Origin of the sequence: Brevibacterium sp. SIMBA_078, assembly GCF_046534565.1 — a bacterium.
Classification (GTDB): domain Bacteria; phylum Actinomycetota; class Actinomycetes; order Actinomycetales; family Brevibacteriaceae; genus Brevibacterium.
The window spans coordinates 1,234,553-1,249,978 of sequence record NZ_JAWRYQ010000001.1 but is presented as its reverse complement, the minus strand read 5'-3'; the positions used below and the strand labels follow the sequence as shown (position 1 = coordinate 1,249,978).

Genomic DNA, 15,426 nt, shown 5'->3' with positions numbered 1-15,426 from the left:
GGTGTCTCTTTCCTTCCGCTCAGTGAGCCACGGCTGCGGCGCCGTGTTCGTCGATGAGGTGACCGGTTTCGAAGCGGTCGAGGGCGAATGGGGCGTTGAGCGGGTGGGGTTCGTCGTTCGCAATGGTGTGGGCGTAGGTGAAGCCCGCCGCCGGGGTGCCTTTGAAGCCGCCGGTGCCCCAGCCGCAGTTGGCGTAGAGTCCTTGGACTTCCGTCTTCGACACGATCGGTGAGGCGTCGAGGGTGACGTCGACGTTGCCGCCCCAGGTGCGCAGCACATGGGCGCGGGCGAAGATCGGGAACAGTTCGACCGCGGCGGCCAGCTGCTCCTCGATGACGTGGAAGCCGCCTCGTTGACCGTAGCCGTTGTAGGAGTCGACGCCGGCGCCCATGACGAGTTCGCCCTTGTGCGCTTGGGAGACGTAGACGTGGACGTGGTTGGACATGACCACGGTCGGGTGCACGGGTTCGAAGAGTTCGGAGACTAGGGCCTGCAGCGGGTGGGTCTGGATCGGCAGGCGGATCCCGGCCATGTCGGCGAGCACCGAGGAGTCGCCGGCCACGGCCAGAGCGACCTTCTCGGTGGCGATCGGTCCGCGGTTCGTCTGCACACCGACGACCTGATTGCCGATGCGTTCGATGCCGGTGACTTCGCAGTTCTGGATGATGTCGACGCCCATTTCGTCGGCCTTGCGGGCGAAGGCCCAGGCGACGTGGTCGTGCTTGGCGATGCCGGCGCGCGGCTGATACGTCCCGCCCATCACGGGGTAGCGCAGCTCGTCGCCGATGTTGATGATCGGGCAGACTTCCTTGACCTGTTTCGGATCGAGCCATTCGGCGTCGACGCCGTTGAGCTTGTTCGCGTTCACCCGGCGCTGAGATTCGCGGACGTCCTGGAGGGTGTGGGCGAGGTTGAGCACTCCGCGCTGGGAGAAGAGGAAATCGTACTCGAGCTCTTCGGGCAACTGTTCCCAGAGCTTGAGGGACTTCTCGTAGATCGCGGCGGATTCGTCCCACAGGTAGTTCGATCGGATGATCGTCGTGTTGCGGGCCATGTTGCCCCCGGCGAGCCAGCCCCTCTCGAGAATGGCGATGTTCGTCATTCCGTGGTTCTTCGCCAGATAGTAGGCGGTGGCCAGGCCGTGTCCGCCGCCGCCGACGATGACGGCTTCATAGGACTTCTTCGGCTCCGGGTTGCGCCACAGGAAGTCGGGGTGTTCGGGAAGCTGGTCAGCCATCAGCGTGCTCCGATCTCGGTGAGTGTGGGGTACAGGGGGTGGTCGTTCGCCAGTCGGGTGACGCGTTCGCTCAGTTCGGCGATGATCTCCGGGCTGGCTCCGTTGTCGTCCGTGCCGGCCTTGAGCACCTCGGCGATGATGTCGGCTGCCTCGGCGAATGCTCCACTGCCGAATCCGCGGCTGGCGAGCGCCGGGGTGCCGATCCGCAGACCGGAGGTGACCATCGGCGGTCGAGGGTCGTCGGGGACGGCGTTGCGGTTGACGGTGATGCCGATCTGGGCGAGCAGATCTTCGGCCTGGGCTCCGTCGAGGGTCGAGTTGCGCAGATCGACGAGGACGAGGTGGACGTCGGTGCCGCCGGTGAGGACGGAGATTCCGCGTTCGGCGACGTCGTCTTCGGTCAGGCGGCGGGCGAGTTCGCCGGCGCCGGCCAGGGTCCGCTTCTGCTTGTCGACGAAGGTGTCGGTGGCGGCCAAGCCGAAGGCCACGGCCTTGCCGGCGATGACGTGTTCGAGGGGTCCGCCCTGTTGTCCGGGGAAGACGGCGGAATTGATCTTCTTCGCGATGTCCGCGTCATTGGTGAGGATGATGCCGCCTCGGGGGCCGCCGAGGGTCTTGTGCGTCGTCGACGACACGACGTGGGCGTGCGGGACCGGTGAGGGGTGAAGCCCGGCGGCGACGAGTCCGGCGAAGTGGGCCATGTCGACCATGAGGTAGGCACCGACCGCGTCGGCGATGCGGCGGAACTCGGCGAAGTCGAGCTGACGGGTGTAGGCCGACCAGCCTGCGACGATGAGCTTCGGCTGGTTCTCGTGGGCGAGGCGTTCGACCTCGGCCATGTCGACGCGTCCGGTCTCGGGGTCGAGGCCGTAGGGGACGATCGAGTAGAGGCGGCCGGAGAAGTTGATCTTCATTCCGTGGGTGAGGTGGCCGCCGTGGGCGAGGTTGAGGCCGAGGACGGTGTCGTCGGGACGGATGAGGGCGTGCATGACCGAGGCGTTGGCCTGGGCGCCGGAGTGCGGCTGGACGTTTGCGTATGCGGCTCCGAAGAGTGATTTGACGCGGTCGATGGCGATGCGTTCGATCTCGTCGACGTGTTCACAGCCGCCGTAGTAGCGGCGGCCCGGGTAGCCCTCGGCGTACTTGTTCGTGAGCACCGACCCTTGAGCTTCCATGACGGCCGAGGCGGTGTGGTTCTCCGAGGCGATCATCTCCAGGCCCTCGCGCTGCCGGGCCAGTTCGGCGTCGATGAATCCGGCGACCTGCGGATCGAGTTCAGCGATCGAGGTGCTCAGTTCGACGGGTTCACGGCTGGGGAAGGCCCCAGCGGAAGCGCCCGTCGGGGCACTGGCCGTGCCGGCTTCGGCGGGGTTTGCGAGTTGCTCTGTCATGGATCTCCTTCGACCTGTTGCGATCAGTCCTTCCCGGCTGATCGGCAACTAATATATCAGGTGCGTTCCTGTAGTGTATGCAGAGAATTCCAGCCGACGCAATACATCTGCCGCAGAGATTATGGGGAGTCTTCGCATGAGCACATCCGCCGACGCGACGTCGCCGACGACGTCCTTGGCGAATCACGCCTATGAGATCCTGCGGCACCGGCTCATCATGCTCGACATCGCTCCGGGCGATCCGATCAACGAGGCGGCCCTCAGTGCCGAACTCGAGGTCGGCCGCACGCCGATCCGCGAGGCCCTCAAGCGCCTCGAGCGCGATCACCTCGTCGTGTCCTACCCGCGGCGCGGCACCTTCGCCACCAATGTCGATCTCACCGACCTATCGACGATCTCAGAGATGCGGGAGGCCCTCGAGCCCATCGCCGCCAGGCGCGCGGCTCGCAACCTCACGCCGGAGCGTCGCGCGGATTTCACGGCAGCGATCGCCGGTCTCAAGGCACTCGAGGCGACCGACGAGCAGCGGACCCTCATGGAACGCGATCTCGATGTCCACCGCCTCATCTACAGCTCGGTGGACAATCCGCACCTATCGGAGACCCTCATCCGCCTCGACGATCTGGCCACGCGCATCTGGTGCCTCGTCATCCCGGGGATCCCGGATCTCGTCACTCACATCCGCGAGCACATCGATCTGCTTGAGGCGATCCTCGACGGGGACGAACAGACCGTGGCCGCCCGCGCCGCCGAGCACGTCCGCGAGTTCGACAAGACCGTCCGCGCCACCTTGCGCTGAGCCCAGCCAGAACTGGACCCGCGCTTCACGGTCCCGTCATCGCACACAGATTCAGAGTCGCCGCCGCCCTGAACCACCGAGGCGCAGCGAGACCCGCTCCGCCGCCTGAAAGCAGTGTTCGCCGAGCTCGGCGATGCGGGTCGCATCGGTGCGGAACTTCGGTGCGGCGATGAGGACGGCCGCGACCACTTCACCGCGATGGTCGTGCACGGGTGCGGCGATGCCGACCTCGTGCGGAGAGGTCTCGGCATCGTTGAGTGCATAGCGGGGACCGCCGGTGCGATCCGGGCCGTCGCCGGCGTCGCAGAACACCTTCACCGAGGCACTTCCCTCCGTCCGATATCGCGACCCCAGACTGGACGTATGCTTGACCGGCTCGGGACTTGGAACCTGTTCGACGGTGACCGCCTCGGCGCCGTCCCACACCATCAGCGCACTCGTCTCGGAAGTGGCCCGCGTGAGTGCCTGCAGGATGGGATACGCTGCCCTGCGAACATCAAGATCGGCCAACAGAGGGCCCGCGATCGCGATGATTCCCAGACCCAGCCGATACCGCCTGGACGGCGCCTGTTCGACGATCCCCTCCTGCTCGAGCGAGGCGAGAATCCGCGACACCGAACTCTTGTGCAGCCCCACGCGCGGTGCGATCTCGGTGACACCGAGCTCCTGCCGGTCCGGCGCGAAACAGCGCAGGATGGCGACGGTGTTTTCGATGACCGAGGCACCGCGGCGTGGGTTGTCAGGCGATTGTCGGGACATGGTGCGAGTATATTCGCCAGCCGGTGCCTCAGGCCGGAATGATGTTGTGTTCGGCCCCGAACGGGAACTTCGTGATGTCCTCGGAACCGCTTTCCCCGACGACGACGATGTCATGTTCGCGGTAACCGCCGGCACCCGGCTGCCCCTCGGGAATGGTGATCATCGGCTCCATGGAGATGACCATTCCCGGCTCGATGACGGTCTCGATGTCTTCTCTCAGTTCAAGCCCGGCCTCACGCCCGTAGTAGTGGCTGAGCACTCCGAATGAGTGTCCGTACCCGAAGGTGCGGTTTTCGAAGAGTCCGTGCTCGAAGTAGATCTCATTGAGTTCGGCGGCGATGTCCTTGCACACAGCTCCGGGCTTGATGAGTTCGATTCCGCGCTTGTGCACTTCGACGTTGACGTTCCACAGCTCGAGCGACCGAGCGTCGGGCTCTCCGTAGAAGAGTGTGCGCTCCAGCGCGGTGTAATAGCCGGTCGGCATGGCGAAGCAGTTGAGGCTGAGGATGTCACCTTTTCGGATCTTGCGGGTCGTCGCCCAATTGTGCGCGCCATCGGTGTTGATACCCGATTGGAACCACACCCAGGTATCACGGATTTCCTGGTCAGGGAACGTCCTAGCGATCTCATGAGTCATCGCCTCAGTGCCGATGAGCGCGAGTTCGTACTCGCTGATGCCTTCGGTGATGGCGGCCTTGATCGCCTCACCGCCGAGGTCGCCGATTCGAGCGCTGTGCTTGATCACCTCGATCTCCTCGGGTGACTTGATCATCCGCTGGCGCATCGACTCCTTCGAGATGTCGACGAGTTCCGTTGCAGGGAAGGCATCTTGGAGCCTGTTGCGATTCTCGAGGGGCAGGTTGTCGTCTTCGACGCCGAGACGGCGCGGGTTTCCGATTCCGCGCTGACGCAGGCCCTCCTGGATCGCGTAGTAGTAGTTGTCACGACGCCAATCCGTGTACACGATGTTCTCCCCGTAGCTGGTTCGCCACGGCATGCCTGCATCGATATTCGCGGTGATCGTCACCGTGTCGTCGGCCGTGACGACCATGGCATATGAGCGACCGAAGTAGGTGAAGAGGAAGTCCGAGTAGTACTTGATGTTGTGATAAGAGGTGAGGACCACTGCGTCGAGCTCCTTCTCGGCCATAATGGCGCGCAGTCCGGTCAGTCTCCGCTCCATCTCCCCATCGGAGAAGGTCAGCGGTGTCTTGGACCCGTTGTGGAGGACCTTGAGCCGCTCAAGGTCAGCGACGGAGGCGTTGTCAGCAAAGGTGGTCATGGGTTTCTCCTATTCGTTCGACACCGCCATCTCGGTGCCGCGGCGGTGTGGTGGGGTTCTGGACGACTTCAGACGTCGCGCAGAGGCTTATGGAAGGTCTCCTTGGCGCAGATGACTGCACCGAGACAGATTGCGGCCGCAGCCATGAGGTACCAACCGGGGGCAAGATGCGAATTGGTCAGGCCGATGAGCAGAGTGGCCATAAAAGGTGCGGTGCCGCCGAACAGGGCGTTCGACACGTTGAAGCTCACGGCAAACCCGGTGTACCGGATACGTGTCGGGAACATCTCGGCAAGGAAGCTCGGCAGAGTGCCGTCGTTGAGGGTGAGCATGGCTCCGAGTCCGATCTCGACAAGGACGACGAGGGTGAAGCTGCCGGCGTCCAGCAGCATGAAGGCCGGCACCGTGAGGACGATGAAAGTGACTGACGCGATGATGAGCATCCTTTTGCGACCGAACCGATCCGAGGCCAGACCGGTGAGCAGGATGAAACCGATATAGGTGACGAGAGCGATGGTGGTGGCGAGGAATGATTCAGCAGCCCCGTAGCCGAGCTCGGTCGTGAGATAGGTGGGCATATAGGTCAGGACGACATAGAACCCGACGGCGTTGAGCAGCACTGCGCACATCGAGATGACCAGGGGCCGCCAGTGGTCCCGGAACATGGCGAAGACCGGGGCTTTGATCACTTCATCCTGCTGAGCGAGTTCACGGAATGCCGGCGTGTCCTCGAGTCGGGTTCGGATATAGCGGCCGATCAGTCCCATGGGCGCGGCAAGGAAGAATGGGAGCCTCCAACCCCAGCTCTCCAGCTGTCCATCGCTCAGCGTCGACGAGAGGACTGCGGCGAGCACCGATCCCAATAGCAATCCGGTGGCGGTGCTGGCGGGAACCACTGCCGCGTACAGTCCGCGTCGCCGCGGTGGTGCGTATTCAACGAGGAACGCCGAGGCCCCCGCATATTCGCCTGCCGCAGAGAATCCTTGGACGAGGCGGACGACGAGCAGCAGCACCGGAGCGAGGAAGCCGGCGACCGCGAAGCTCGGCAGCAGACCGATCGCAAAGGTCGAGACAGACATGATGAGAATCGAGACGGACAGCGCGGAACGTCGTCCGATCTTGTCTCCGATATGACCCCAGATGAAGCCGCCGATGGGGCGGACGACGAAGGAGACGGCGAAGACCGCAAAGGTGGACAGAAGCGCGAGATTGCCTTCGGACTCAGGGAAGAAGACGATCGCAATGGTCGTCGCAAAATACCCGTAGACGCCGTAGTCGAACCATTCGACGAAGTTGCCGACGAAACTGGCGGAGACGACGCGCCGCAGCGTCCGCTTCTGCTCGATATTCGGCTGCGCGGTCGCCGACGCATCTGATTTCACAGCGTCGTTGTCCTCTGGAGCGAGGTCGGACTTCATTGTCTTCTCCATCGTTGTGAACGGTGACAACGCGGTGTTGCATTCTTTACAACTGCGTTGCGTTTAAGGTTATTGTGTCCCGATCACCCGGTCAAGAGATTTCTGCTCAGAACTGCGCGCAATCGGAAAGCGGCAGGCGAAAGGCCCTGCCGGACTGCATGTCCGACCGGGCCTTGGAACTGTACTCACCGACACAGCGAAGCCCCGCACGACCATTCGATCGTGCGGGGCTTCGCTGATGCGTCCGGTGTCGCCTACCTGCTCGAGACGCGTCCGAAGAGATTCGCGATCGGGGCCAGCAGCAGCGGCCTGGCGGCGAACCAACCGGCCACGACCACGACCATCGCGATGAGGAACCAGACGAGTCCGGCCCAACCGAGCATCTCGGTACCCGCGAACATGTAGCCAAGGTTGTGCCGCAGTCCGGTCGTGAACACGAGGAACACGTGGACGAGGATGAAGAACACGAAGAACAGCATCGTCGGGAAGTGGATCGCCCGCGCCAGCGGCGCCGGGTAGATCTTGTTCAGCGTCGTGGCGTTCTTCGGCCACCATTCGCTCATCCGCACACCCGTGATCGCGGCCAGCGGGGCGGCGATGAACACGATGATGAAGTACATCAGCTGCTGGAGAGCGTTGTAGTTGACCCACGCATCTTCCATCGGCCATTCCATCGTTCCGTACTGCAGCGCCGCCGACAGCGCGTTCGGGAAGACTTCCCAACTGGTCGGCACGATGCGTGCCCAGTGCCCGGAGACGAAGAGCAGCACGACGAAGACCACACCATTGGCCAGCCACAGCAGATCGAGGCTCGTGTGCAGCCAGAGGTTGATGCTGATCTTCTTTCCACCCTTCTTCGGGGTGTAGAACGCCGGCGGCTTCTGCTGGTGACGCACCTGCAGACCCGAACGGATGATGAGCACCATGAAGAAGATGTTGAGGAAGTGCGTCCACCGCACCCAGCCCGGGAAGCCGGGATCGACGAATTCCGGGATGTGGTATTCGCCCGGGTAGCGCTCGAGGAACTCCGGCACACCCGGCAGTGTCGTGACACCGCGAGCGGCGAGGATGAGGATCCCGGCCACGACGATGAGTCCGCCGAGTCCCAGCCCGACGATCTTCGACCACTGTCCCAGCGACTTCGAACCGATCATGACCGGTTCCTTCTTCGCTGCAGGCTTCGCCGAGGCGGCGCTGCCCGAACCGGACGATGTGGCCTTCGCCGCCGGTGCCGTCTTCGCGGCCGGCTTGTCCGCGGTGCGAGCCGCAGCCTTGTCGTCGGCCTTCGCAGCGGGCTTGGCCATCGGTTTGCGCTGAGCGGCCTTGTCCGTGGTCTTCGCCGCGGGCTTCGCCATCGGTTTGCGCTGAGCGGGCTTCTTCTCGGCTCCGCCGGAAGACTTGTCCGACGCCGAGGCGGCTCCCGCTGCTGCGGCACCTGCGCCGGCGGCGGCTCCCGCACCTGCGGCTGCCGCGCCGGCACCGACGCCGCCGATTCCGGTGCGCCGCCCCTGGGGCTTCTTCTCAGCGGAATCGTCCTCGGCCTTGGCGGCCGGCTTCGATTCCTGCTTCGCGGCTTCGCCGGACTGTGTGGCCTCGGCAGGCTTGTCTGCCTCGGCAGATGCGGCATCGGTCGACGTGGCGCCGGCGGCCTTCTCTTCAGCCGGAGCCGAAGCGGCGGCCGAGCCTGCGGCAGGTTTAGCAGCGTGCGCTGGAGCAAAGCCTTCCGGGGGCCAGGGGTCTCCCCCGGCGGTGCGGGGCAGTCCGCGGCGCAACGGTACATCGGAGAGTTCTCCGGAGCCCGAGCCGTTCGCAGCTGCTGCAGCCACACCGGCACCGGCAACGCCAGCACCAGCTACGGCGGCCGCCGCAGGAGCAGCGGACGAGGACTCGGAAGCGGAATCGGCTGACGTTTCAGCCGAAGGTGTTTCGGCAGAGTCGGCCTGAGCAGCGGATTCCTCCGCAGTGCTCTCGGCAGGAGCGGATGCAGCCGCTGCCGGAGCAGCAGCGACAGCGGATCCACCTGCGGCCTTGACACCGGCGGGCGCTAAGCCTTCCGGCGGCCAAGGATCTCCACCGGCAACACGCGGCAGACCACGGCGCAGTGGAACCTCGGCGGCAGGAGCCGATTCGGCAGCGGGAGCATCAGTGGCGGCAGGTTCTGCCGCAGCCGACTCATCGTCCGAACCGGAAGCGCCGACGGCAGCGCCAGCAGCCACTCCGGCACCAGCCGTCGCTGCAGCTGCAGCCGGGGCGGCCGAGGACTGTTCGTCCGATTCAGCTGACGCGACAGGAGCAGCTGAGGCACCGGTGGCCTTCACTCCGGCCGGAGCAAGACCTTCCGGCGGCCAGGGCTCTCCGCCCTCGACGCGCGGCAGTCCACGGCGCAGAGGCACTTCGGCCGCGGGAGCGGCGTCGGCCTCAGGCTCACCGGCAGGAGTCGAGTCAGCCGACTCACCCGCGTCATCGGCACCGGCTGCGGCAACACCCGCAGCACCAGCGGCGACACCGGCAGCGCCGACGCCCGCCGCAACAGCGGCACCCGACGAAGATTCGTCAGCCGATTCATCGACCGAATCCTCAGCCGCGTCCTCAACGGAGTCCTCAGTTGGCTCCTCCGCTTCAGCGGAAGCCTCTGCCCCCGTCGATTCCTCGGCGTCGGTCACATCGGACTCGGCCGCCTCGGCGGGGGAACCTTCATCCAGTTCCTCCGTCTCGGCAGTCTCCGGCAGCCATGACGCGCCCTCTTCCAAGGGTTCACCGATGGTGCCCTCCGGGGGCCAGGGGTCTCCGCCTTCGACCCGGGGCAGACCCGAGCGCAGCGAACTGGAATAGGTTGCCATATCAGGACTTGTTCTCGTTCAGTGATTCGATGGCCTGGGGAACGACCTTGAACAGGTCGCCGACGACGCCGAAATCAGCGATGTCGAAGATCGGGGCTTCAGCGTCCTTGTTGACCGCGACGATGGTCTTCGAGGTCTGCATGCCGGCCTTGTGCTGAATCGCGCCGGAGATGCCGAGAGCCACGTAGAGCTGCGGGGACACCGACACACCGGTCTGGCCGACCTGGTGCGACTGGGCGATGTAGCCGGCGTCGACGGCCGCACGGGAGGCACCGACGGCTGCACCGAGGGTGTCGGCGAATTCGCCGACGAGCTCAAAGGACTCCTCCGAACCGACGCCGCGACCACCGGAGACGACCTTCTGCGCACCGCGCAGTTCGGGACGCGAGGAGGTTTCGACGACGGCTTCGAACGAATCGATCGCCGCCGAGCGCTTACCGGAATCGGCGACCTCCAGGGCCTGCGTGTTCGCGGACTGCGCTTCGGCGCGAGCCTCGATCGAGCCCAGGCGCACGGTGACGATGGGGGCACCGAAAGTCGGGGCCGAGGAGGCGGTGTAGCCGCCGCCGTAGACGGAGTGGTTGGCCACAATGCCCTCGGAATCGCGTTCGAGTCCGGTGGCGTCGACGGACACAGCCGATCCGCTGCGCACAGCGTAGCGACCGGCGATGTCGCGACCGTCGAGAGTATTGGGCACGAGCACGGCGTCGGGAGCAGTGAGCTCCGCGGCTGCGGCGACGGCGTCGACGGCCGCGGTGCCGAGGTTGCCCTCGGTGGCTGCGGCGGTCAGGGTTGCCACGGCGCCGAGTTCGGCGGCCTTCTCGGCAGCGGCGTCGGCGCTGCCGGCAGCGAGCACGAGGGCGACGGGCGAGCCGATCTCAGCGGCTCCGCCGAGCAGTTCGGCGGCCGGCTTCTCCAGCTGGCCTTCGGCATCGGCGGTGAGGACGACGAGAATGGAGTCCTGCGGGAATTCTGACATGTGCGATTCTCCTTAGGCCAGACGGTTCTTGGTGAGGTATTCGGCGAGTTCGACTCCGCCATTGCCTTCGTCGACGACCTTCTCGCCGGCTTCGCGCGGCGGCTTCTCGGCGACGGTGACCATGATCGAGCGGGCCACGGACTGGTCCTCAGCATCGATGTCGACATCGGACAGGCTGATGACCTCGAAGGGCTTCTTCTTCGCCGCCATGATGCCCTTGAAGTTCGGGAATCGGGCCTCGGGAAGCGCCTCGGTGATGGAGATGACGGCGGGCAGCTCGGCCGAGACCTGCTGCTTGCCGCCCTCGACCGCGCGGGTGCCGGAGACCTTGCCGTCGCCCAGTTCGACGGTCGTCAGGCCGGTCACGTGCGGGTAGTCGAGGTGCTCGGCGAGCATCGCCGGCATCATGCCGCCGTTGCCGTCGGTGGAGACGTTGCCGGTCACGACGAGGTCGAACTCACCGCGGCGCAGAGCGGCGGCGAGCACCTCGGCGGTCAGACCCAGATCCGCACCGGCCAAGCCTTCATCGGCCACGTGCACGGCATTGTCGGCACCCATGGCCAGACCCTTGCGGATCGTCGCAGTCGCGGTATCGGGCGCCATCGAGATGACGGTCACCTCGGTGTCGCCGTCGGAGTCCTTCTGCGTCAGGGCGACCTCGAGGGCACGCTCACCGATCTCATCGAGGACGGCTTCCGAGGCGCCACGATCGGCGAGCCCGGTTTCCAAGTTCAACTTGCGGTCGCCGTACGTATCCGGGACCTCTTTTACCAACACCGCGATCTTCAAGGATGACTCCTTAGGTTCGTGAAGCAGTTCCAGCTGCGTGAGACTTTCGTCTCATAATCTACAGGTGGCTGATTTCCGTCCGTTGACCGGGTCCGGGTTAGAACCGATCATGTCCATCACCCATGGTACGTGGTAGGCACCACAGATATCTCCGTAACTGTACGAACGATCGACAGAATTTGTCCAGTGCATCGGACTCCGCAACCATGCGGACTTTCCTCGGCGAGGCGGTTCCCCTGTCGTCGACGACGGGACCTCGACGCAGGGTCATCCCCTCGCCGAGGCGGGGCCCTAGAATGGGAAGCAGACCGACCAGTCCTCCCGGTGGACATCGCCGCCTCTCCGCGCGAGTGCATCCGGGCAGGTTGGACGCAGAGGTCGCAGGCAAGACGCAGACAGCAACGGTGAAGGAGCGCCCCGTGGCATTCGACCTCGACGACATCGACCGCAGCATCATCGCCGCCCTCGTCGAAGACTCGCGCCTGAGCGTGCGCCAGCTGGCCGAACGCGTCCACATCTCCCGCTCCGCCGCACATAAGCGCTTCACCACCCTCATCGATTCGGGTGCGATCAGGAAATTCACCGCCGAGGTGGACCGCGAGGCCCTCGGCATGACCGTGACCGCGGTCGTCGTCGTCAAGATCGGCGAGCGCCCCTGGCCGCAGGTCCGCGATGACCTGGCCGCTCTGCCCTTCGTCGAAAAGGTCCAAGCCGTCAGCGGGGACATCGACGCCCTGGTGACGGTCAATGCCCCGGACAACACTGCACTGTCGCAGGTGATCCTCCGCCGCATCCACGAAGTCCCGGGCGTCGTGTCCTCCCGCTCGCTCCTCATCCTCGATGAGGCCGAGGGCCACCGTCCTGGCGCCGGCTGAGGACCGCGGCGCTTCCACCCGATAGGGCACTCACCCCCTGACAGAGCGAAGCCCCCGGCACCGGAATTTGTGCCGAGGGCTTCTTGACGTGAAACAGAGAAAACCGCAGGCGCCGGATCCAACACTTCAAGCTAGCGTGTCAACCGCCTTAGGAAAGATCAGCGTTGCGTAATTCTCACAGGTTAGCCTAACCCGAGGATCGTGAGTACACAACAGATCGATGGAGACTTTTTCGGTCGCGCTGCCTGTGCGGCAGTCACCGTTCAGCTGCGCGGCCCCGACAGCAGCATGAGCGCGGCGCCGGCGACGATGCGCTTGTACACCGGCTCGACGGACAGTGTGTCTCCGTCGGCCGTCAGGAGTCCGAGCTCGGTGAGCTCCTGCAGCTCGTCTGCCAAGAGCGTGACGAGCCGTTCGCCGCGCACCTCGCCGAGGTCGAGTTCGGGGCGTTCGGGTGCCGAGTCGGGAGTGAGGATCTCGATGAGGCGCTGGGCGATCGTGATCGCCGGGGCGCCGTAGTCCTCTCCGGGAACGAGGTTGATCACGTCGAGCAGCCGCTCGTAGATGAAGGCGCCGATGACCGGCAGTGCGGTATCCGCGCTCACCTCGCCCTTCTTCCACTCGTCGGCGGCGTTTCCCGGGCGGACCTTGGTGCCGGTGATCTCGGTGATCTCGGCGCTCTGCATCACGGCCCACATCGCTTCGAGGACGGGCACCTCGTCGGCGCTGCGCGCATAGTTCACGCCATGTTCGTACCGAGCGTTCGACGCGACTCCGACGGCGTTGATGCCGAACTTTCCGGCCGCCTCGGCGATATCGGCTCGCTTCACCCGTCCCGTACCGGTCAGGGGGCGGGAGTCGCCGATCCAGTCGAGAATGCCGGCCACGCCCTCGACGAGGCGGTTGTTCGGCATCGGTGCTGCGAGCTGTTCCTCGCTCAGCGCATTGGCTTCGACGGCGGCCATCAGGGCCGAAGGCAGCGGATCGGTGCGCATGCTCGCGGCCTCGGCGCGGGCCCGGGCGGCACTCCAGCGTTCGGGATTCTCGTCGGTGTCCATGCGGAAACGGAGATAGTTGTCGAGAGCTTCGAGGCTGTCGAGGAAGATCACCGTCGAAGGCGATTCGCCATCGGTCTTCTCCGCTTCCTCCTGTCCGTCGACTGCGAAGCTTTCAAGGAGATCGAGGAGGTCGTCGATCCCCTCCGGTTCGTCGATATCTGCGCGGGAGGACACGGCGATGCAGAACAGGAGATGGGCGATGTCGAAGACCTCTGAGTCCTCGTCGACATCATCGTAGGTCTCGGCCAACCAGTCGCGGAAGCGCTGGTAGAGCGGCATCTCGTAGACGGTCTTCTCGACCTCGTCCATTCGTGCATCGATGCCCTGCGGGTCAGCGTTGGGATTCGCCTGTGCACTCGCCTCGGCGCTCGATCCGCCGAGCCACTCCGGCAGGTCCTGTTCTGCAGCAGGGCCGTCCTCGGCTTCCTGGGCGTCTTGGATCCCGCGGCCGGCGGAGCCGTAGGTGCCTTCAACCGGTTCAGGATAACCGTTGAGTGGCATGAGCTCGTCGACGACGTCCTGCTCCGAGACCTTGTTTCGCTTGGTCAACCGCACGACCGCGGCGGCTACGGCGAGCATGGAGCCCTCGAGGACGGGACGTCCGCTGTTGCTGGCGATGAGGCGATCGAGGCTGTCGACGACGCGGCCCTTATGTGCCAGGGCCAGGATGTCGCGGGCCACGGCACGGGACTTCTTCACCGACCACTTCGGTGCCATCACTCCGCCGAGCTTCGGTCCGTGCACGTCGTCGGTGAACCATTCGTCGAGGAGGCCCATCGCCGCCCCGGTCACCTGCGCGACGCTCGGGCTGAAGTCCTGGGGGTCAGAGGGCAGAGAAGCCACAACAGCCTCGGCGCGCTTGGTATCGCCTTCGGCGAAGGCAAGGGCGAAGGAGCGCAGCTTCCCCAGCGCCAGTCCGCGGTGGGCACCGACCGGGGTGAACAGGCGGCGGTTGTATTCCACCTGCGCCTTCTCCATGGCAGCGTGGAATTCGGCTTCCGTGAAGTCCGCATTCGGATCATCGATGTCGATTCCTTCGGCCTTGAAGAACGGCGCCAGCTCCCGCATCATCCGATCGGACATTCCGGGGTCGTGGCTGATTTTGCCGCCCGCTGCCATTCCGTGGAATTCGGGACCGTCGAAGAAAGTAGACACGCATTGCTCCTGCCGAGGATGAACTGAAGCAATAACGGTAACAAGTCAGACCTCGTCGGCCGCACAACTGCCCCGGCATGGCCCCGCGGCTTCACCGAGATCACATTTCGGGAGTCGGCGGTACCGCACTCAGCTCTGCGGGCCCGGTCGGTGTTCACGCCCTGGTCAGCGCTCAGCCCTCTGACGAGGCGTCAGGGTCTTCCGCACCGCCCTGATGGTCAACTCGAGAGACTGGGCGCGCGCGGTCCGATCGTCGACGCCGACGCTCATGCTGTAGAGGTGTCCGGAGCCGATAGTGAGGTAGACGAACGCTGCCGCCCATCCGATCGGCACTCCTTCATCGATGGACCCGTCCGCCTGCCCTCTCGCAATGACGGCCTCGAGGGGATCATCTTCGTCGCCCGCAGATTCAGCACCCGTGCTGGACTCGGCGGCCGCCTCGGCGAAGGTCTCATCGGTGATGATCGGGTTGTCAGCGAAGAGCAGGGTGAGCACATCGGGCAGAGTGAACAGCTCCGCACAGATCCGTTCGAGCGCAGCCAGCCCGGTCCCTTCGCCGGGACGGGCCTTCATGACCGCCTCACCGAATCGCCGGGCCCCGAGCCTCGCCGCCGCGCCGACGAGAGCTTCCCGTTCACCGAAATGTCGGTAAAGAGTGGTGCGGCCGACGCCGATCGACCGCGAGAGCTCGATCATCGACGCCTGAGGGTTCGCAGCAAGGTGAGTCAGTGCCTCGCTGACCAGGGCCTCTCGGCCCAATCGACGCATTCCCTGCACCGGCACAACCCCTCCCTGACTCTGCGAACGATACAGAGCAGTCTACTTGTGGAACACCTGTGTTCCA

Annotated in this window: 12 protein-coding genes; 2 read left to right on the top strand and 10 right to left on the bottom strand. The window is 65.1% G+C overall.

All coding sequences use genetic code 11. The annotated features are described in order from the left end of the window. Positions 1 to 19 precede the first annotated feature (19 nt). Both SB749_RS05545 and glyA read right to left on the bottom strand, forming a co-directional pair. Positions 20 to 1,237 carry a sarcosine oxidase subunit beta family protein gene (locus SB749_RS05545; protein ID WP_410709438.1) on the bottom strand — a complete coding sequence of 406 codons (1,218 nt, stop codon included), beginning with the start codon at positions 1,235 to 1,237 and terminating at the stop codon, positions 20 to 22. Then, positions 1,237 to 2,628 carry a serine hydroxymethyltransferase gene (glyA, locus tag SB749_RS05540; protein WP_410709437.1) on the bottom strand — a complete coding sequence of 464 codons (1,392 nt, stop codon included), beginning with the start codon at positions 2,626 to 2,628 and terminating at the stop codon, positions 1,237 to 1,239. The genes SB749_RS05545 and glyA overlap by 1 nt, the downstream gene beginning before the upstream one ends. A gap of 136 nt (positions 2,629 to 2,764) precedes the next feature. Between glyA and SB749_RS05535 the strand changes: the two genes are divergently transcribed. Continuing rightward, positions 2,765 to 3,427 (top strand): GntR family transcriptional regulator, encoded by a 663-nt coding sequence (locus SB749_RS05535; RefSeq protein ID WP_062860491.1) that lies wholly within the window; start codon positions 2,765 to 2,767, stop codon positions 3,425 to 3,427. Positions 3,428 to 3,478: 51 nt separating this feature from the next. Here the strand turns inward: SB749_RS05535 and SB749_RS05530 are convergent, their stop codons facing one another. From SB749_RS05530 to SB749_RS05505, 6 genes are all read right to left on the bottom strand, one after another. Beyond that, positions 3,479 to 4,186 carry an IclR family transcriptional regulator gene (locus tag SB749_RS05530; RefSeq protein WP_410709436.1) on the bottom strand — a complete coding sequence of 236 codons (708 nt, stop codon included), beginning with the start codon at positions 4,184 to 4,186 and terminating at the stop codon, positions 3,479 to 3,481. Positions 4,187 to 4,214: 28 nt separating this feature from the next. After that, positions 4,215 to 5,468 (bottom strand): aminopeptidase P family protein, encoded by a 1,254-nt coding sequence (locus SB749_RS05525; protein WP_410709435.1) that lies wholly within the window; start codon positions 5,466 to 5,468, stop codon positions 4,215 to 4,217. A 68-nt stretch (positions 5,469 to 5,536) separates the two neighbouring features. Further along, entirely contained in the window at positions 5,537 to 6,886 is a 1,350-nt protein-coding gene (locus SB749_RS05520; RefSeq protein ID WP_062860490.1) for an MFS transporter, read from the bottom strand. Between the two features lie 254 nt (positions 6,887 to 7,140). Further along, complete coding sequence (locus SB749_RS05515) at positions 7,141 to 9,726, bottom strand: cytochrome b/b6 domain-containing protein (protein ID WP_410709434.1); 2,586 nt, start codon at positions 9,724 to 9,726, stop codon at positions 7,141 to 7,143. 1 nt (position 9,727) lies between these two features. Beyond that, positions 9,728 to 10,705 (bottom strand): electron transfer flavoprotein subunit alpha/FixB family protein, encoded by a 978-nt coding sequence (locus SB749_RS05510; protein ID WP_139906505.1) that lies wholly within the window; start codon positions 10,703 to 10,705, stop codon positions 9,728 to 9,730. Between the two features lie 12 nt (positions 10,706 to 10,717). After that, positions 10,718 to 11,494, bottom strand: a complete 777-nt coding sequence (locus SB749_RS05505) for an electron transfer flavoprotein subunit beta/FixA family protein (protein ID WP_370035216.1) — start codon at positions 11,492 to 11,494, stop codon at positions 10,718 to 10,720. Between the two features lie 419 nt (positions 11,495 to 11,913). Between SB749_RS05505 and SB749_RS05500 the strand changes: the two genes are divergently transcribed. Beyond that, entirely contained in the window at positions 11,914 to 12,369 is a 456-nt protein-coding gene (locus SB749_RS05500) for an Lrp/AsnC family transcriptional regulator (protein WP_410709433.1), read from the top strand. A gap of 263 nt (positions 12,370 to 12,632) precedes the next feature. On the opposite strand, the gene SB749_RS05495 is transcribed toward SB749_RS05500, so the two are convergent. Together SB749_RS05495 and SB749_RS05490 are read right to left on the bottom strand one after the other, a co-directional pair. Further along, on the bottom strand, positions 12,633 to 14,582 hold the full coding sequence (locus tag SB749_RS05495) for a hypothetical protein (RefSeq protein WP_410709432.1): 1,950 nt from the start codon (positions 14,580 to 14,582) through the stop codon (positions 12,633 to 12,635). Positions 14,583 to 14,747: 165 nt separating this feature from the next. Continuing rightward, the gene (locus SB749_RS05490) at positions 14,748 to 15,365 is read right to left on the bottom strand and encodes a TetR/AcrR family transcriptional regulator (protein WP_370035211.1); all 618 of its coding nucleotides are present in this window, start codon (positions 15,363 to 15,365) and stop codon (positions 14,748 to 14,750) included. Between the last annotated feature and the right edge of the window lie 61 nt (positions 15,366 to 15,426).